This is a genomic window from Lentzea sp. HUAS12, from assembly GCF_024125735.1.
Classification (GTDB): domain Bacteria; phylum Actinomycetota; class Actinomycetes; order Mycobacteriales; family Pseudonocardiaceae; genus Lentzea; species Lentzea albida.
This window is the reverse complement of record NZ_CP099738.1, coordinates 2,916,255-2,932,694: the sequence shown is the minus strand read 5'-3', so window position 1 is coordinate 2,932,694 and position 16,440 is coordinate 2,916,255. Positions and strand designations below refer to the sequence as shown.

The 16,440-nt window shown below is 70.6% G+C and carries 18 protein-coding genes; 11 read left to right on the top strand and 7 right to left on the bottom strand.

The window, feature by feature from the left end; genetic code table 11:
- Positions 1-119: 119 nt before the first annotated feature.
- Genes ND450_RS12880 through hsaB form a run of 8 tightly spaced genes read left to right on the top strand, consistent with a single transcriptional unit; the run spans position 120 to position 7,641 of the window.
- Positions 120-1,577 carry an FAD-binding protein gene (locus ND450_RS12880; protein ID WP_253326373.1) on the top strand — a complete coding sequence of 486 codons (1,458 nt, stop codon included), beginning with the start codon at positions 120-122 and terminating at the stop codon, positions 1,575-1,577.
- On the top strand, positions 1,571-2,341 hold the full coding sequence (locus ND450_RS12875) for a 2-keto-4-pentenoate hydratase (protein ID WP_089921233.1): 771 nt from the start codon (positions 1,571-1,573) through the stop codon (positions 2,339-2,341). Before ND450_RS12880 ends, ND450_RS12875 begins: the two co-directional genes overlap by 7 nt.
- Positions 2,342-2,350: 9 nt before the next feature.
- A complete protein-coding gene (locus ND450_RS12870; protein ID WP_253326372.1) occupies positions 2,351-3,229 on the top strand; it encodes an acetaldehyde dehydrogenase (acetylating) in 879 nt (292 codons plus the stop codon).
- Positions 3,195-4,205 carry a 4-hydroxy-2-oxovalerate aldolase gene (dmpG, locus tag ND450_RS12865; protein WP_253326371.1) on the top strand — a complete coding sequence of 337 codons (1,011 nt, stop codon included), beginning with the start codon at positions 3,195-3,197 and terminating at the stop codon, positions 4,203-4,205. The genes ND450_RS12870 and dmpG overlap by 35 nt, the downstream gene beginning before the upstream one ends.
- Positions 4,202-5,368, top strand: coding sequence for a 3-hydroxy-9,10-secoandrosta-1,3,5(10)-triene-9,17-dione monooxygenase oxygenase subunit (gene hsaA, locus ND450_RS12860; protein ID WP_253326370.1), 1,167 nt, complete (start codon positions 4,202-4,204; stop codon positions 5,366-5,368). The genes dmpG and hsaA overlap by 4 nt, the downstream gene beginning before the upstream one ends.
- Positions 5,369-5,378: 10 nt before the next feature.
- The gene (hsaD, locus tag ND450_RS12855) at positions 5,379-6,188 is read left to right on the top strand and encodes a 4,5:9,10-diseco-3-hydroxy-5,9,17-trioxoandrosta-1(10),2-diene-4-oate hydrolase (RefSeq protein ID WP_253326369.1); all 810 of its coding nucleotides are present in this window, start codon (positions 5,379-5,381) and stop codon (positions 6,186-6,188) included.
- A complete protein-coding gene (hsaC, locus tag ND450_RS12850) occupies positions 6,188-7,090 on the top strand; it encodes an iron-dependent extradiol dioxygenase HsaC (RefSeq protein ID WP_253326368.1) in 903 nt (300 codons plus the stop codon). The genes hsaD and hsaC overlap by 1 nt, the downstream gene beginning before the upstream one ends.
- A complete protein-coding gene (gene hsaB, locus ND450_RS12845; protein WP_253326367.1) occupies positions 7,090-7,641 on the top strand; it encodes a 3-hydroxy-9,10-secoandrosta-1,3,5(10)-triene-9,17-dione monooxygenase reductase subunit in 552 nt (183 codons plus the stop codon). The genes hsaC and hsaB overlap by 1 nt, the downstream gene beginning before the upstream one ends.
- Here hsaB and ND450_RS12840 read toward each other — a convergent pair.
- On the bottom strand, positions 7,627-8,430 hold the full coding sequence (locus ND450_RS12840; RefSeq protein WP_253326366.1) for a class I SAM-dependent methyltransferase: 804 nt from the start codon (positions 8,428-8,430) through the stop codon (positions 7,627-7,629). The two genes, hsaB and ND450_RS12840, sit on opposite strands and share 15 nt — an antisense overlap.
- A 42-nt stretch (positions 8,431-8,472) precedes the next feature.
- Between ND450_RS12840 and ND450_RS12835 the strand changes: the two genes are divergently transcribed.
- The gene (locus tag ND450_RS12835; RefSeq protein ID WP_253326365.1) at positions 8,473-8,877 is read left to right on the top strand and encodes a helix-turn-helix domain-containing protein; all 405 of its coding nucleotides are present in this window, start codon (positions 8,473-8,475) and stop codon (positions 8,875-8,877) included.
- Here ND450_RS12835 and ND450_RS12830 read toward each other — a convergent pair.
- From ND450_RS12830 to ND450_RS12805, 6 genes are read right to left on the bottom strand one after another with little or no spacing between them, the layout of a single operon-like run.
- Positions 8,848-9,420, bottom strand: a complete 573-nt coding sequence (locus tag ND450_RS12830; protein ID WP_253326364.1) for a hypothetical protein — start codon at positions 9,418-9,420, stop codon at positions 8,848-8,850. The genes ND450_RS12835 and ND450_RS12830 overlap by 30 nt on opposite strands.
- Positions 9,421-9,423: 3 nt before the next feature.
- Positions 9,424-10,377 carry an acyl-CoA dehydrogenase family protein gene (locus ND450_RS12825; protein WP_253326363.1) on the bottom strand — a complete coding sequence of 318 codons (954 nt, stop codon included), beginning with the start codon at positions 10,375-10,377 and terminating at the stop codon, positions 9,424-9,426.
- Positions 10,374-11,189, bottom strand: a complete 816-nt coding sequence (locus tag ND450_RS12820) for an acyl-CoA dehydrogenase family protein (protein WP_253326362.1) — start codon at positions 11,187-11,189, stop codon at positions 10,374-10,376. The genes ND450_RS12825 and ND450_RS12820 overlap by 4 nt, the downstream gene beginning before the upstream one ends.
- Positions 11,186-12,277, bottom strand: a complete 1,092-nt coding sequence (locus ND450_RS12815; protein WP_253326361.1) for an acyl-CoA dehydrogenase family protein — start codon at positions 12,275-12,277, stop codon at positions 11,186-11,188. Before ND450_RS12815 ends, ND450_RS12820 begins: the two co-directional genes overlap by 4 nt.
- Positions 12,277-13,107 carry an enoyl-CoA hydratase gene (locus tag ND450_RS12810; RefSeq protein WP_253326360.1) on the bottom strand — a complete coding sequence of 277 codons (831 nt, stop codon included), beginning with the start codon at positions 13,105-13,107 and terminating at the stop codon, positions 12,277-12,279. Before ND450_RS12810 ends, ND450_RS12815 begins: the two co-directional genes overlap by 1 nt.
- Positions 13,104-14,624: a FadD3 family acyl-CoA ligase gene (locus ND450_RS12805; RefSeq protein ID WP_256557498.1), complete on the bottom strand. Its 1,521-nt coding sequence runs from the start codon at positions 14,622-14,624 to the stop codon at positions 13,104-13,106. Before ND450_RS12805 ends, ND450_RS12810 begins: the two co-directional genes overlap by 4 nt.
- Here ND450_RS12805 and ND450_RS12800 point away from each other — a divergent pair.
- Positions 14,623-15,696 carry an acyl-CoA dehydrogenase family protein gene (locus ND450_RS12800; RefSeq protein WP_253326358.1) on the top strand — a complete coding sequence of 358 codons (1,074 nt, stop codon included), beginning with the start codon at positions 14,623-14,625 and terminating at the stop codon, positions 15,694-15,696. The two genes, ND450_RS12805 and ND450_RS12800, sit on opposite strands and share 2 nt — an antisense overlap.
- Positions 15,693-16,436, top strand: coding sequence for an SDR family oxidoreductase (locus ND450_RS12795; protein ID WP_253326357.1), 744 nt, complete (start codon positions 15,693-15,695; stop codon positions 16,434-16,436). Before ND450_RS12800 ends, ND450_RS12795 begins: the two co-directional genes overlap by 4 nt.
- The last annotated feature ends 4 nt before the right edge of the window (positions 16,437-16,440 follow it).

Sequence of the window (16,440 nt, the reverse complement as noted above, 5' to 3'; positions counted from 1 at the left end):
AGCTAAGACTAGAACAGGTTATAGTTCTGAGGCGGTTTGGCGCTATGGTGTAGGAGTTCCAGGCAAGTCGACTCACCAAGAACCTGTTTCTGGCCAAGAGCCTGTTCCAGGAGGGTTGCGTGGAGGTCACCGCGGACGTCGTCGTCATCGGCTTCGGCGCGGCCGGCGCGTGCGCCGCCGTCGAGGCCGCCGCGTCCGGTGCGTCCGTGGTGGTGCTGGACCGGTTCGGTGGCGGGGGCGCGACCGCGTTGTCCGGCGGGGTCGTCTACGCGGGTGGCGGGACGCGGCAGCAGGTCGAGGCGGGCGTGCCGGACTCGGTCGACGCGATGTACTCCTACCTGCGGCACGAGGTCCGCGACGCCGTGTCGCCGGAGACCCTGCGGCGCTTCTGCGAGGACAGCGCGAAGATGTTGGCCTGGCTCGAGGACCAGGGCGTCCCGTTCGACGCGCGGCTGTCGCCGTTCAAGACCTCGTACCCGACCGACGACTACTACCTCTACCTGTCCGGCAGCGAGGACGCCTGGCCCGACCCGGCGCCCCGCGGGCACCGGACCAGGGCGAAGGGCACGTCGGGCAGGGAGTTCTTCACCCGGCTGGCCGAGGCGACCCGGCGCGCGGGCGTGCGGATCATGCCGCAGACCCGCGCCGTAGAGCTGGTCCAGGAGAACGGCCGCGTGACGGGCGTGCGGTGCCGTGCGCTCACCGGTCTTCCGCGCGTCCTGCACAGCGCGTTGTCCAAGGCGGGCGCCAAACCGTGGCTGTACTACCCGCCGTTGGGCAGGAGGCTGTTCGGGCTGGCCGCACGGCTCGAACGGTTCAGCCGGCCGCTGGTGATCACCGCCGGGCAGGGCGTGGTCATCGCGGCCGGCGGCTTCATCGCCGACAGGGCCCTGGTGCACGAGCACGCACCGGCCCACCGCGGCGGACTCGCGCTCGGCACGCCGGGCGACGACGGCGGCGGGATCCGGCTCGGCGTCGCCGCCGGGGGGAGGACCGCGCGGATGGACAGGATCTCGGTGTGGCGGTTCGTCACGCCGCCCAGTGCCTTGCAGCGCGGTGTCCTGGTCGACTCGGCGGGACAGCGCTTCGGTGACGCGAGGTTGTACGGCGCCGCCAACGGGAGCGAGATCGTCGCGCGGGGCGGCAAGGCCTGGCTGCTGGTCGACGACGAGATCCTCCAGGTCGCCCGTGCCCAGGTCCGCACCCAGACCGCGCCGTTCCAGCGCTGGCAGGTCCGCCACCTGCTCGGCCGTGGCCTCGTCACCGCGCCCACGATCGAGGAAGTGGCCAGGAAGGCCGGTATCGCGACGCCCGAGCCGTTCGGGACGCCGCCCTATTCGTTGATCAACGTGTCGGTGCGCGCGGGGTTCGGTTACCCGTGCCCGATGCTCACGCTCGGCGGGCTCGTCGTGGACGAGGACACGGGCCAGGTGCAGGGGGTTCCGGGGCTGTACGCGGCCGGCCGGTCGGCGGTCGGCGTGTGCTCGGAGTCCTACGTCAGCGGCCTCGCGCTCGCCGACTGCGTCTTCTCCGGTCGCCGGGCGGGAAGTCACGTCGCGAAGGAGGCCAGGTGCTGACGATCCAGTCCAGGGAGGCGGCCGCCGAACTGCTGCGCACGGCGGAACGCGACCGCGTGCCCATCAAACCGCTGGTGGAGCTGTATCCCGAGATCGACGTCGTCGACGCGTACGAGATCCAGCTGCTGAACGTCCGCCATCGCAACCGCGACGTCATCGGGCACAAGGTCGGCCTGTCGTCGTTGGCGATGCAGCAGATGATGGGCGTCGACGAGCCCGACTACGGCCACCTGCTCGACGACATGCAGCTCGCCGGCACCGCGGACGCCTCGGCGTACCTCTACCCGAGGGTGGAGGTGGAGATCGCGTTCCTGCTGGCCCGCGACCTGCCGGGCGAGGGGTGCACCGTGCAGGACGTGCTGGAGGCGACCGAGTTCGTCGTCCCCGCCATCGAGTTGATCGACAGCCGGATCGAGAACTGGCGGATCGGCCTGCAGGACACCATCGCCGACAACGCGTCGTCGGCCGGGTTCATGCTCGGGTCGGAGCGCGTGCGTCCGTCCGAACTGGACATCGGCGCTGTCGCGGCCACGTTGCGGCGCAACGGCGAGGTGGTCGCCGAAGGGCGGGGTGACGCCGTGCTGGGCGATCCGGCGATCGCCGTGGCGTGGCTCGCGGCGAAGGTCGCGGGCTTCGGCGTCCGGCTGCTGGCGGGCGACATCGTGCTGCCCGGGTCGTGCACCCGTGCCATCGACGCCAGGCCCGGCGACGAGTTCCACGCCGAGTTCGCCGGACTCGGCTCCGTCGACCTGAAATTCGAATGAGGTGACTGGGTGAAGGCGGCCATCGTCGGCTCCGGCAACATCGGCACCGACCTGCTCTACAAGCTCCTGCGCTCGGACGCGCTGGAACCGCGCTGGATGGTGGGCGTCGACCCGGCCAGCGAGGGGCTGCGGCGCGCGGCCGACCTGGGGCTCGAGGTCTCGGTGGACGGCGCGGAGTGGTTGCTGCGCCAGGACGAACTGCCGGACGTCGTGTTCGAGGCGACGTCCGCGGCGGTGCACCGGGCCAACGCGCCGCGCTACGCCGAGGCGGGCGTGCGGGCGATCGACCTGACACCGGCCGCGGTCGGGCCGTACGTCGTGCCGCCGGTCAACCTCGGTGAGCACGCGGACGCGCCCAACATCAACCTGATCACGTGCGGCGGTCAGGCCACGATCCCCATGGTGCACGCGGTGTCCCGGGTCGTGCCGGTGTCGTACGCCGAGATCGTCGCGAGCGTCGCGTCGGTGTCGGCGGGGCCGGGCACGCGGGCCAACATAGACGAGTTCACCCGCACGACCAGCCGGGGCATCGAGGAGATCGGGGGTGCCTCCAGGGGCAAGGCGATCATCGTGCTGAACCCGGCCGACCCGCCGATGATCATGCGCGACACGATCTTCTGCGCGATCCCCGAGGACACCGATCCGGACCCGATCACCGACTCGATCGCGCGCATGGAGACGGACATCCGTTCGTACGTGCCGGGATTCCGGTTGTTGCGCGAGCCGCAGTACGACGCCGGTCGCGTCGCGATCTTCGTCGAGGTCGCCGGAGCGGGCGACTTCCTGCCCGAGTACGCCGGGAACCTCGACATCATGACGGCCGCCGCGACCAAGGTGGGGGAGGAGATCGCCAATGCAGCTGCGGCTCACCGACACGTCACTGCGTGACGGCTCGCACCACAAGCGACACCAGTTCACGGCGGACGACGTGCGCTCGATCGTCGCGGCACTCGACGGCGCCGGGGTGCCGGTGATCGAGGTGACGCACGGCGACGGGCTGGGCGGGTCGTCGTTCAACTACGGCTTCAGCCACACGCCGGAGCAGGAGTTGATCAAGATCGCGGCCGAGACCGCGACGCAGGCCAGGATCGCCGTGCTGATGCTGCCGGGTGTCGGGGTGAAGGACGACATCCTCATCTCCCAGGACAACGGCGCGTCGATCGTCCGGATCGCCACGCACTGCACCGAGGCCGACGTGTCCGTGCAGCACTTCCGGCTGGCACGCGAACGCGGGCTGGAGACCGTCGGGTTCCTGATGATGGCCCACTCGCAGCCGCCGGAGGCGCTGGCGAAGCAGGCGCGGATCATGGCCGACGCGGGCTGCCAGTGCGTCTACGTGGTCGACTCGGCCGGAGCCCTGGTGCTGGAACAGGTCTCCGAGCGCGTCGAGGCGTTGGTCGCGGAACTGGGGAAGGACGCCCAGGTCGGCTTCCACGGGCACGAGAACCTCGGGCTGAGCGTCGCGAACTCCGTCGCCGCGGCACGGGCGGGTGCCGAGCAGATCGACGGCAGCGTGCGCGGATTCGGTGCGGGAGCGGGGAACACGCCGCTGGAGGCGTTCGTCGGCGTGTGCGACAAGCTCGGTTTCGAGACGGGCGTCGACTTCTTCAAGATCGTGGACGCGGCCGAGGACGTCGTCCGGCCCGTCATGCCCGACGAGTGCCTGCTCGACCGGATGGCGCTGATGATGGGCTACGCGGGCGTCTACTCCAGCTTCCTCAAACACGCCTACACGCAGGCACAGCGCTACGGCGTGTCCGGCGCGCAGATCCTCGTCCGCGCGGGCGAGCGCAAGCTCGTCGGCGGGCAGGAGGACCAGCTGATCGACATCGCACTGGAGCTGAGCAGGGAGAACGTCCGATGAGCGAGGAAATCCTCGGCAAGGTGCGGGAACTGCTGCCGACGCTGGCCGAACGCGCGGGCGAGGCGGAGGAGCTGCGCAGGGTGCCGCCGGAGACCATCAAGACGTTGCAGGAGACCGGCTTCTTCCGGATGCTGCAACCCGCGCGGTACGGCGGCTTCGAGTCGCACCCGCTCGACTTCTACACCGCCGTGCGCCTGATCGCGAGCGCGTGCGGCTCGACGGGTTGGGTCGCGTCCGTGCTGGGCGTGCACCCGTGGCACGTCGGGCTGTTCGACGACCGCGCGCAGGCCGAGGTCTTCGGCGAGGACCAGGACACGCGCATCTCGTCCTCCTACGCGCCGACGGGCCGGGCGAAGGCGGTCGAGGGCGGGTTCCGGTTCAGCGGCAGGTGGAGCTTCTCGTCCGGCTGCGACCACGCGACCTGGGTGCTGCTCGGCGGGCTCGTCATGAACGACGAGGGCAAGCCGGTCGACTTCCGCACGTTCCTGCTGCCGATCGCGGACTACACGATCAACGACGTCTGGGACACCGTCGGCCTGCGCGGCACGGGCAGCAACGACATCGTGGTGGACGACGTGTTCGTGCCGGAGTACCGGGCGCTGAGCATGGCGAACACCGCGCGCTGCAAGTGCCCCGGCCAGGAGGTCAACCCCGGCCCGTTGTTCCGCATGCCGTACGGGACGATCCACCCGTACGCGGTGACGGCGCCGATCATCGGCATGGCGACCGGCGCGTACGCGCTGCACGTCGGCGCGACCCGCGACCGCGTCCGGGCGGCGTACCTGGGCGAGAAGTCGGTCGACGACCCGTTCGCGCAGGTCAGGATCGCGACCGCGGCGGCCGACATCGACGTGGCGTGGTGGACGCTCGAGAAGGACATCACCGAGGAGTGGGCGCACGCCGTCGCCGACACGAAGATCCCGCTCGACCTGCGCCTGCGGGCCCGGCGCGACCAGGTGCTCGGCAGCGGGCGGGCGCTCGGCGCGATCGACCTGCTCTTCGAGAGCGCGGGCGGCAAGGCGATCAACGCCGGACTGCCGTTGCCCCGGTTCTGGCGCGACGCGCACGCCGCACGGGTGCACGCGGGCAACGACCCGGAACGCGTGCTCGTGCTGTACGGCAAGAACGAGCTCGGCATCCAGGTCCGCGACGGGCTCTTCTGAGGGGGCGTTGATGAGCGTGCGGTTGCACTACCACGAGGCGGGCGCGGACAACGCCGAGACACTGGTCATGCTGCACGGCGGCGGGCCCGGTGCGTCGGCGCTGTCGAACTTCCGCGCGAACATCCCGGTGTTCGCGAAGTCGTTCCGGGTGCTGGCGGTCGACATGCCGGGCTACGGCCAGTCGGACAAGCCGGCCGAGCACGACCAGTACTTCTCCTTCGCCTCCAGGGCGTTGCTGGACCTGCTCGACGAGTTGGGAGTGGAGCGGGCGCACGTCCTGGGCAACTCGCTGGGCGGTGGTACCGCGGTCCGATTCGCTCTCGACCACGGGAAACGCGCGGGCCGGCTGGTGCTGATGGGGCCGGGTGGGTTGTCGCTCAACGTCTTCTCGCCCGACCCGACCGAGGGCGTGCGCAAGCTCAGCGCGTTCGCCCGCACGCCCACGCGGGAGAAGATCGAGGAGTTCCTGCGGATCATGGTCTTCGACCAGTCGCTGATCACCGAGGAGCTGGTCGACGAACGGTTCGAGGCGGCCCGGCAACCGGAGTCGCTGCGCGCGATGGCGGCCTTGGGCAGGTCGTTCTCCGGTCCCGACTTCGAGCAGGGCATGCTCTGGCGCGAGGCCTACAAGCTGCGCCAGCGGGTTCTGCTCGTGTGGGGCCGGGAGGACCGGGTCAACCCGCTCGACGGCGCGTTGCTGGCGACGAAACTGATCCCGCGGGCACAGCTGCACGTGTTCGGAGGGTGCGGGCACTGGGCGCAGCTCGAGAAGTTCGACGAGTTCAACAGGCTCGCCCTCGATTTCCTGACGGAGGCGTGATGGGCATCCGGTCGCTGGGGTATCTCCGGATCGAGGCCACCGACCTGGACCGGTGGCGCGAGTTCGGGTTGAAGGTCCTCGGCATGGTGGAGGGCAGGGGTTCGACACCCGGCGCGCTCTACCTGCGGATGGACGACTTCCCGGCACGGCTCGTGATCGTGCCGGGCGAGGAGGACCGGTTGCAGGCCTCCGGCTGGGAGGCGGCCACCGAGGCCGAACTCGAAGAGGTCGCGAAACGCCTGGCCTCCGCCGGTGTCTCGTACGTCGAGGGCTCGGCAGAAGATCTGGCCGAACGGCGCGTCACCGGGCTGATCCGGTTCGAGGACCCGTCCGGGAACACCTTGGAGGTGTTCCACGGCGCGGCTTTGGAGCACCGGCGCGTGGTGTCGCCGTACGGGCACCGGTTCGTGACGGAGGAGCAGGGGCTCGGGCACGTCGTGCTGTCCACTTCGGACGACGAGGCCGCGCTGCACTTCTACCGCGACGTGCTGGGGTTCCGGTTGCGCGACTCGATGCGCCTGCCACCGCAGTTCGTCGGCCGCCCCGCCGACGGACCACCCGCGTGGCTGCGGTTCTTCGGCTGCAACCCGCGCCACCACAGCCTCGCGTTCCTGCCGATGCCGACGCCGAGCGGGATCGTGCACCTGATGGTCGAGGTCGAGAACACCGACGACGTGGGCCTGACGCTGGACCGCGCCCTGCGGCGCAAGGTGCCGATGTCGGCGACCCTGGGCCGGCACGTCAACGACCTGATGCTGTCGTTCTACATGAAGACGCCCGGTGGCTTCGACGTCGAGTTCGGCTGCGAGGGACGGCAGGTGGACGATGAGGACTGGATCGCACGCGAGAGCACGGCGGTGAGCCTGTGGGGACACGACTTCAGCGTTGGCCACCAGAAATAATGCGGTCAGAGGTAACGGCCCGCTACCGCTCGGTTCTCGGCCACTTCTGCACCGGGGTGACCGTGGTGACGGGCATGTCCCCGGACGGTCCCGTCGGGTTCGCCTGCCAGGCGTTCGCCGCTCTGTCGCTGGACCCGCCGCTGGTGGTGTTCTGTCCACAGCGGACTTCGCGGAGCTGGACGGCGATGGCGTCGTCCGGCTCGTTCTGCGTGAACGTGCTGGCGGAGGACCAGCGGGAGATCTCCACGGTGTTCGGCAGGGCGGGCGCGGACAAGTTCGCCGGGGTGTCGTGGACGCCGTCGGCCACCGGCGCTCCGGTGCTCGACGGCGCCCTCACGTGGGTCGACTGCCAGGTGTCGGTGGTGCACGACGCCGGCGACCACCACATGGTCGTCGGTTCCGTGGTCGAGCTGGGTCCGGTGCGCGAGGCGCAGCCGCTGCTGTTCTACCGCGGCCGGTACGCCTCGCACGCCGAGCTGGACCCGCGCGGCTGGTCCGGCGAGGTGCTCGACACCCTCCTGACGTGGCAGCGCCAGTCAGAGTGGAGCTGACGCGGTGACCTGCCAGCACGCGGCGGGCACCCGCACCTCGTCGCCGTGCACGAAGCCGTCGAACGCGCTCCGGACGCCGGCCAGCATCCCCGGGCGGTCCTCTGCGGGCACGGCGGCGAGCGCGCGGGAGATGGGGCCGAGGTTGCTCAGGTACGTGGCGAGCAGGTTCTCGGGGATCGTGCAGGTCCGATCGACCGGCTCGACGTCGATTCCCGTCCAGCCCGCGTCCGCGAGAACGGCGCGGGTGTGTCCGGGGTCGGCGAACGCGTGCGGGCCGGGACCGTTCAGGTCGGGTGCCGGTGCGTCCGGTGCCAGCGTCGCCGCGACTTCGGAGGCGGTGGTCATGAACGGGTTCTCGTCCCTGCCGCGCCAGGTGATGAAGCACAGTTCGCCGGTGCACGCCTTCAACAGGTTCGCGAACGCGGCGGTCGGGTCGTCGAAGAACATGACCCCGAACCGGCTCACCACCAGGTCGAAGGTCCGGTCGAACGTGTGCACCTGCGCGTCCGCCCGGACGTATTCCGCCTTGCCGTGCGCGCGAGCGGCTTCGAGCATCGACTCGGCGATGTCGACGCCCACGCAGGCCGCCCCGGTGGCCTCGGCGATCGCCCTCGTGACGGCACCCGTGCCGCACCCGACGTCGAGAACGCTGGTGCGCGGGCGCCGGGCCGCGGCGTCGACGAGCACGTCCTGGAAGGGCCGCAGCATCAGACCCACGATGTCCTGCGCGTTCGCCCAGCCCTGCCCCGCGGCGTTCCACAACTCGGCCTGGGCGCTGTTGGATGTCATGGTCCTACCGTCCTACTTCAAGTCGGCTTGAGGTCAAGTGTCGTGGATTCCGCTGAGATCGGCATCGGCGAGGTGGTCCGCCGTTCGGGCGTGCCGGCCTCGACCCTGCGCTACTACGAGGAGCGCGGCCTGATCGCCTCCGTGCGACGGCAAGGCCTGACGCGCGTGTTCACCCCGGCCGTGCTGGAACAGCTGGCGTTGATCGCGGTCTGCCGCACGGCGGGGTTCTCGCTCGACGAGATCACGCTGATGTTCTCGCCCGACGGCCGCCCGTCGCCGAACCGCGAGATGCTCGCCGCGAAGGCCGACGAACTGGACGCGACGATCCAGAAGCTGGCGTTGATGCGCGACGACCTGCGGCACGCGGCGGCGTGCCCGGCGCCGACGCACCTGGAGTGCCCCAGGTTCCGGAGCCTCCTAGGCCACCCAGATCCGCGGGGCCAGTGAGGCGGCGGCCTGGTACGGGGACACGTTGGTGTGCACCACCTCCAGCGGCCACCTCTCCTCCAGCGTGACCCGGAGCCGTCCGGACAGGCCCGCGTACACCCCGAGCACGTCGGCGTCGTCGGTGTGCAGCAGGTACGTCCACTTCGCGGTGTCCGGAGCGCCGGGCAACGGGTCGCGCCACGCGCGCCGGAGCACGCGGCCGCCGTACCGCGCCGCCTCGTCGGCCAGCACCTGGTCGGCCCTGGCCGGGTCCGGCGCGTCCGCGGGACCGGTGGGGCTGAAGCGGTAGGCGAGCGGCGGTAGCTGGTCGATGATGCGCACAGCGGCCAGGTCGGGGTCGTCCGAGGCGGACCGGATGAGGTCGTGCTCCTCCCGCGTGATGCCGATGTCCTCGTTCGCCAGGGTGAGCAGCAGCGTCGCCTCCGCCAGCGCGGGCTCCCCGGCGAAGTAGTGCACCCGCACCGAGTTCAGCGCGTCGTCGTCCAGCCGGCCCGCGAACCGCGCGCACAGGTCCGTGACCACCGCGTAGGTCTTGACGTCCACCTGTCAGATTTTGGCCTTGAGGCGTTCGAGGTGCACGACAGGGCTGCCGAACAGCTGTCCGCTGCCGTGCGCCCGCTTCAGGTAGAGGTGCGCGTCGTGCTCCCACGTGATCGCGATGCCGCCGTGCAACTGGACCATCTCGGCCGCGACCTCGAACAACGCCTCCGAGCAGTACACCTTCGCCACCGCCGCCGAGATCTCGTCGGTGACCGCTCCCGCGGCCGACCTCGCGGTCTCCACCAGAACGTGCATGTCGGCCATGCGGTGCTTCAACGCCTGGAACGAGCCGATCGGCCTGCCGAACTGGACCCTGGTCTTGGTGTACTCGACGGTGAGCTCCAGGGCTCGCGCGGCCGTGCCGACCTGTTCGGCGCACAACGCGGCCAATGCGATGTCGCGGATTTGCGGATCCCACGGACCCAGGCGGGTGGCGCCGCTGGGTGTGACGGTGGCGAGGCGGCGGGTCTGGTCCATGGTCGGGGTGTGCTCGCGGGCGGCGCCGGGGTCGACCTCGTACAGGTCGGTGCCGTCGGTCGCGAGGACGATCTCGGCGGTGTCGCCGTTCAGCACGTAGCGCGCTGGACCGTCGAGGTCGTACTCGGTGCCGTGCCAGGGCCAGATGAGCGTGGCGACCGTCCCGTCCGCGATCCGCGGCAACAACCGCTCGCACGCCTCCTCGTTCTCCGCGGCCAGCAGCGCCTCGACGGCCAGCATCGACGCCAGCAGCGGCGAGGGCGTGAGGGTGCGGCCGAGCTCTTCGAGCGCGATGGTGGTCTCGGCTCGTGTCGCGCCCGAACCGCCGTATCGCTCGGGGATCGGCAGCACGCCGATGTCGGTGAGCCGGGCCCACAGGTCCTTGTCGTAGCCGTGCGGGGTCTCGATGGCCGCGCGCACGTCCGAGTGCTTCTCCAGCAGGCTGCGGACGGCGTCCCTGAGAGCCAGTTGTTCCGGTGTCACAACGCCTCCAGCACACGTGCTCGGTGCATCGACGGACTGCCCCACGCCGTGCGCAGGGCTCGGGTCTGCAGCAGGAACCGCCCGAGCCCGTGCTCGGCGGTGTACCCGATCGCCCCGTGCACCTGCAACGCGACGCGAGCGGCCTGCCACGCGGCGTCGGAGGTGGCGACCTTGGCGGCGGACACGTCCCGCGCGCTCATGGTCACGGCGGCGCCGAACACCAGCGGCCGGGCGAGCTCGAGTCCGATGAGGACGTTCGCGAGGTGGTGCTTGACCGCCTGGAACCGGCCGATCGGCGTGCCGAACTGGGTGCGGGCCTTGGCGTGCTCGGTGGTCATCTCGAGCAGGGCGCGGCCGAGGCCCAGGAGCTGGGCGGAGGTGGTGAGGACGCCCAGATCGAACGCTCTGGCGGTGGGCGCGCCGGTCGCGATCACCGGGCCGGGGGTGAGTTCGACCAGGCGGCGCGTGGGGTCGACGGAGTCGAGTTCGGTGGTGGGAGTGCCCTCGCGGAGGGTCTCGCCGTCGACCAGGAGGTAGCGGTCGGCTTCGAGGGCGTGGGGGAGCAGGGGAGGGAACGCCACGGAACAGCTCGATCCGCCCGACGACCCGATCAGCGCCGGAACCACCGCGAGCGTCTCCACCAGCGGTCCCGCCACCGCGTGGTGCCCCACCTCCTCGAACAGCACCACCAGGTCGACCGGGTCCGTCACCTCGTCCACCCCGAGCGACGCCAGGTCCGTCCCGCCCGCCCCCAGGAAGTCGTGCAGCACGGAGGCGAAGTCGGTCTGCTCCGCCGAGAGCGTGAACATCATCGCGGCAGCCCCAGGAGTCGTTCGGCGATCACGTTGCGCTGGATCTCGTTGGTGCCCGCGTAGATCGGCCCCGACAACGAGAACAGCCACCCGTCCCGCCACCCCGGCGCCACCTCGCCCAGGAGGTCGAGCGCCGTCTCGTGCAGGGCGACGTCCAGCTCCGACCAGAACACCTTCGTCACGCTCGCGGCCGGTCCGCTCAACGGCGAGGCCAGGGCACCGAAGGTGTGGAGGCGGTAGGCCTGTGCGCCGATCCACGCGTCGACGACGCGGTCGCGCAGGGCCGGGTCCGGGTTCTTGCGGTAGAGCTCGACCAGGCGGGAGGCCGCGGCGGTGAAACGGCCCGGTGAGCGCAGGGTGAGGCCACGCTCGTTGCCCGCGGTGCTCATCGCCACGCGCCAGCCGTCGCCGACCTCGCCGACGACGTCGTGGTCCGGCACGAACACGTCGTCCAGGAAGATCTCGGCGAAGCCCGGCTCGCCGTCGAGCTGGTCGATCGGGCGCACGGTGACGCCGTCCGAACGCAGGTCGAAGAGCAGGTAGGTCAGGCCGCGGTGGCGTTCGCCGGGGCCGGTGCGGAACAGGCCGAACGCGCGGTCCGCGAACGCCGCGCGGGAGCTCCAGGTCTTCTGGCCGCGCAGCAGCCAGCCGCCGTCGCAGCGGGTGGCCGTGCTGCGCAACGACGCCAGGTCCGACCCCGCCTCGGGTTCCGACCAGGCCTGCGCCCACACCTCGTCGGCGCGGGCCATCGCGGGAAGGATCCGCGCGCGTTGCTCGTCGGTGCCGTGCGCGAACAACGTCGGCGCCAGCAGGAAGATGCCGTTCTGCGACACGCGTCCCGGCGCGCCCGAGGCGTGGTACTCCTCCTCGAACACCAGCCACTGCAGCAGCGAGGCCTCCCGGCCGCCGTAGACCGCGGGCCACGACACCACCGACAGCCGCTCGGCGGCCAGCGAACGTTCCCAAGCGCGGTGTTCCTCGAAGCCCCCGGCGGTGTCCATTGAGGACAGTGAACGCACGTGTGCGGCCAGCCAGGCGCGCACCTCGGCCTGGAACGACAGGGTCTCCGCATCCAACGAGAGGTCCATCAGCCGGAGGCCTTCTTCATCGCGCGGGCGTCCATCCCCGCCAGCGCGTCGGAGCTCACCTCGGCGTTGTGCGCGTGCGCGAAGTGGTGCAGCCCGAACACCGAGTCCATGCCGGCGCGCAGGCCCATCAGGTCCTCGGACTGGTTGACCGCCTTCTTGGCGAGCGCCAGCCCGAACCGCGGCATCGCCGAGATCCGACCGGCCAGCTCGAACACGGACGACTCCAGCGAGGCACGCGGCACGACGCGCGAGACCATGCCCCACTCGTAGGCGCGCTGGGCGGAGAACCGGTCGCCGGTGAAGAGCACCTCCTTGGCGGCGCGCGGCCCGAGCACCCACGGGTGGGCGAAGTACTCGACGCCCGGGATCCCCATGCGCACCACGGGATCGGCGAAGAACGCGTCCTCGGAGGCGACGATCAGGTCGCACACCCAGGCGAGCATCAGGCCGCCGGCCACGCACGCGCCCTGCACCATCGCGATCGTCGGCTTCGGGATCTCCCGCCACCGCCGGCACATGCCGAGGTAGACCTCCATCTCGCGGGCGAACCGGAGGTCACCGCCCTCGCGGCCGACGTGGTCCCACCACATCACGGCCCTGCGCTCGAAGGAGACGTCGACGTCACGGCCGGGAGAACCGATGTCGTGGCCCGCGGAGAAGTGGTCGCCGGCGCCCGCCAGGACGATCACCTTGACCTCGTCGTCGTCGACCGCGCGGGTGAAGGCCTCGTCCAACGCGTAGGTCATCGCCGAGTTCTGCGCGTTGCGGTACTCGGGGCGGTTCATGGTCACGACGGCGACCGCGTCCCGCCGCTCATACGAGACTGTCACGCGTTCTCCTTGCGCAGTTGGGTTTTGAGGACCTTGCCCATCGCGTTGCGGGGGAGTGCCGGCACGAACTCGACCGCGCGCGGCACCTTGTAGTTGGCCAGCCGTTCGCGGCAGAACGCGATCACGTCGGACTCGCTGAGCGAGGACCCCGGCGCCGTCACGACGAAGGCGAGCCCCACCTCGCCGAGCCGCGCATCCGCCCTGCCGACCACGGCCACCTCGGCGACCCCGGGCAACCGGGCCAGTGCCTGCTCGACCTCGGCGGGGTAGACGTTGAACCCGCCGCAGATGTACATGTCCTTGAGCCGGTCGGTGATGGACAGGTAGCCGCGGGAGTCCAGCCGTCCGACGTCACCGGTGTGCAACCAGCCGTCGGCATCGACGGCCTCGGCGGTGGCGACCGGGTCGTCGAGGTACCCGAGCATCACGTTGGGGCCGCGCAACAGCACCTCGTCCCGTGCGCCCAGCCGCAGTTCGAACCCCGCCATCGGCGCCCCGCAGGTGTCCGCGACCGTCTCCGGCGAGTCACCCGGACGGCACATCGTGGCGACCACTGCCTCGGTCAGCCCGTACGCGGTGAGCACGGTCAGCGAGAGCTCCGCCCGCATCCGTTCGATCAGCACCACCGGAACGACCGCGGCGCCGGTGACGGCGAGCCGCAGGCTCGACAGGTCGAACGAGCCGCGGTCCGGGTGGTCGAGGAGCGTCTGGAAGATCGTCGGCGGCCCCGGCAGCACGGTGATCCGCTCCCGCTCGACCAGCCGCATCGTCTCGACGACGTCGAACACCGGCTGCGGCACGATCGTCGCGCCGGTGAGCAGGCAGGCGAGGATCCCCGCCTTGTACCCGAAGGTGTGGAAGAAGGGGTTGACGACCAGGTACCGGTCCGCGGAGGTCAGCTCGCCACAGGCCGCCCAGGCCTCGGCCACCCCGATCGACTGCCGGTGCGCGCTCATCGCCCCCTTGCTGCGCCCCGTCGTGCCGGAGGTGAACATGACGTCGCACAACGCTTCCCCGGAAAGCTCGGGCAGATCGACGTCGGCCGGAACCCACGTGGCCGGCAGTCGCACCACCGCGGGCAGTTCCGGGGACAGCGCACGGAGTTCCGCCTCCCGGTCGCGGCCGAGGAACTCGCCCTCCACGACCAGCACCCGAGCGGCACTGCGGCGGAGCACGTCCAGCGTCTCCGTCGCGGTGAACCGGGTGTTGATCGGCACGAGTGCGGCGCCCGCCCGCAACGCCCCGAGCGCCGCGACCACCCACCGCGCCGAGTTGGGCGCGCACAGGGCCACCCGATCACCCGGACGGACGCCCGTCCCCACGAGGGCGCGCGCCGCGTCGAGCACCGCCGAGCGGAGCTCGAGCCAGCTGAGGCGGACCTCCCCGTCCACCAACGCCTCCGCGTCGATGTACGAAGCAGCAGCGCGGTCGAGCACGGCTGAAACCGTTTGCCTGCTTGGATCTACGGCCACAACGCCCTCCAAAGCAAGTGCTTGGTAGGTTAGAGTATGGCCCATGGAGTCCTTCCGGCGCGAGGTGCGGGAATGGTTGTCCGCCAACCTCGTCGGTGAGTTCGCTGAGCTGCGCGGCCTGGGTGGACCGGGTCGCGAGCACGAGGCGTTCGAGGGCAGGCTGCGGTGGCACCGCCACCTCGCGCGGAGCGGGTGGACGTGCCTCGGCTGGCCCGGCGATCGCAGCGTGGAGGAGCAGGTGGTCTTCCACGAGGAGTACGCGGAGGCCGACGCGCCGGCGAAGGTCGACATCGTGGGCGAGGGCCTGCTCGGCCCGACGCTCCTCGCCTTCGGCACACCGGAGCAGAAGGCGCGCTTCCTGCCGAAGATCCGCGCGCTCGACGAGCTGTGGTGCCAGGGCTACTCCGAACCCGGCGCCGGCTCGGACCTCGCGTCCGTGCAGACCAGGGCCACCCTGGACGGCGACCGGTGGGTGATCAACGGCCAGAAGATCTGGACGTCGAACGCGCACTACTCGGACTGGATCTTCGTGCTGTGCCGCACCGAACCCGGTTCGCAACGGCACCACGGCCTCTCGTACCTGCTCGTGCCGATGAACCAGCCCGGCGTCGAGGTCCGGCCGATCCGCCAGCTCACCGGCACGTCGGAGTTCAACGAGGTCTTCTTCGACGAAGCGGTGACGGCGCGCACCAACGTCGTGGGCGAACCCGGTGAGGGCTGGAAGATCGCCATGGCCACCCTCGGCTTCGAACGCGGCACGGCGATGCTCGGCCACCAGGTGGGCTTCCGCCGCCAGCTCGACGCGATCATGGCCACGAACCCGGACGACGAACGCCTCACCAGGGCGTGGCTCGAACTGCACGTGATGCGTTCGCACACCATGAGGACCCTGAACGACGAACCGGGCCCGGAGGCGTCCGTGCTGAAGCTGTTCTGGGGGAGCTGGCACCGCCGGCTCGGCGAGCTCGCGATGGACTCGCTCGGGCCCGAGTCGATGATCGACGACAACGAGTGGCAGCGCCTGTTCCTGTTCAGCCGCGCGGAGACGATCTACGGCGGCTCGGACGAGATCCAGCGCGAGATCATCGCCCACCGCGTCCTGGGACTGCCGCGATGACCGGCCACGACCTGCTCCGGGACAAGGTCGTCGTGGTCACGGCCGCAGCGGGCACCGGCATCGGCAGCGCGACCGCCAGGAGGTGCCTCGAAGAGGGCGCCACGGTGGTCATCAGCGACTGGCACGAGCGCCGCCTCAAGGAGACGCACAAGGCTCTCGGCACCGCCCACGCCGTCCCGTGCGACGTCACCGACGAGCAGCAGGTGCAGCACCTGGTCGACGAGACGGTCGAGCGCTACGGCCGCATCGACGTGATGGTCAACAACGCCGGTCTGGGCGGCGAGAAGTCCGTCCTGGACATGACCGACGACGAGTGGGCGAAAGTCCTCGACGTCACGCTGAACGGCACCTTCCGCTGCACCAGGGCCGCGTTACGCCGAATGGTCGTCCAACGAAGCGGTGTCGTCGTTAACAACTCCAGTGTGATCGGCTGGCGCGCCCAGAAGGGTCAAGCCCATTACGCCGCAGCGAAAGCGGGCGTCATGGCGCTGACGAGGTGCGCCGCGATGGACGTCGCCGAGCACGGCATCCGGGTGAACGCGGTCGCGCCGAGCTTGGCGGCGCACCCGTTCTTGACCAAGGTCACCAGTGAGGAGTTGCTGACGGAACTGGCGTCCCGGGAGGCTTTCGGGCGCGCCGCCGAGCCGTGGGAGGTCGCGAATGTGATCGTGTTCCTCGCCAGCGACTACTCGTCCTACCTGACGGGCGAGGTCGTCTCGGTGAGCAGTCAGCACCCGTGAGGAA

Bases quoted from the DNA above. Each gene is read 5' to 3' on its own strand.
- dmpG (WP_253326371.1), top strand. From the start codon at position 3,195: ATGCAGCTGCGGCTCACCGACACGTCACTGCGTGACGGCTCGCACCAC.
- hsaA (WP_253326370.1), top strand. From the start codon at position 4,202: ATGAGCGAGGAAATCCTCGGCAAGGTGCGGGAACTGCTGCCGACGCTG.
- hsaD (WP_253326369.1), top strand. From the start codon at position 5,379: ATGAGCGTGCGGTTGCACTACCACGAGGCGGGCGCGGACAACGCCGAG.
- hsaC (WP_253326368.1), top strand. From the start codon at position 6,188: ATGGGCATCCGGTCGCTGGGGTATCTCCGGATCGAGGCCACCGACCTG.
- hsaB (WP_253326367.1), top strand. From the start codon at position 7,090: ATGCGGTCAGAGGTAACGGCCCGCTACCGCTCGGTTCTCGGCCACTTC.
- ND450_RS12840 (WP_253326366.1), bottom strand. From the start codon at position 8,430: ATGACATCCAACAGCGCCCAGGCCGAGTTGTGGAACGCCGCGGGGCAG.
- ND450_RS12820 (WP_253326362.1), bottom strand. From the start codon at position 11,189: ATGATGTTCACGCTCTCGGCGGAGCAGACCGACTTCGCCTCCGTGCTG.
- ND450_RS12815 (WP_253326361.1), bottom strand. From the start codon at position 12,277: ATGGACCTCTCGTTGGATGCGGAGACCCTGTCGTTCCAGGCCGAGGTG.
- ND450_RS12800 (WP_253326358.1), top strand. From the start codon at position 14,623: ATGGAGTCCTTCCGGCGCGAGGTGCGGGAATGGTTGTCCGCCAACCTC.
- ND450_RS12805 (WP_256557498.1), bottom strand. From the start codon at position 14,624: ATGGGCCATACTCTAACCTACCAAGCACTTGCTTTGGAGGGCGTTGTG.
- ND450_RS12795 (WP_253326357.1), top strand. From the start codon at position 15,693: ATGACCGGCCACGACCTGCTCCGGGACAAGGTCGTCGTGGTCACGGCC.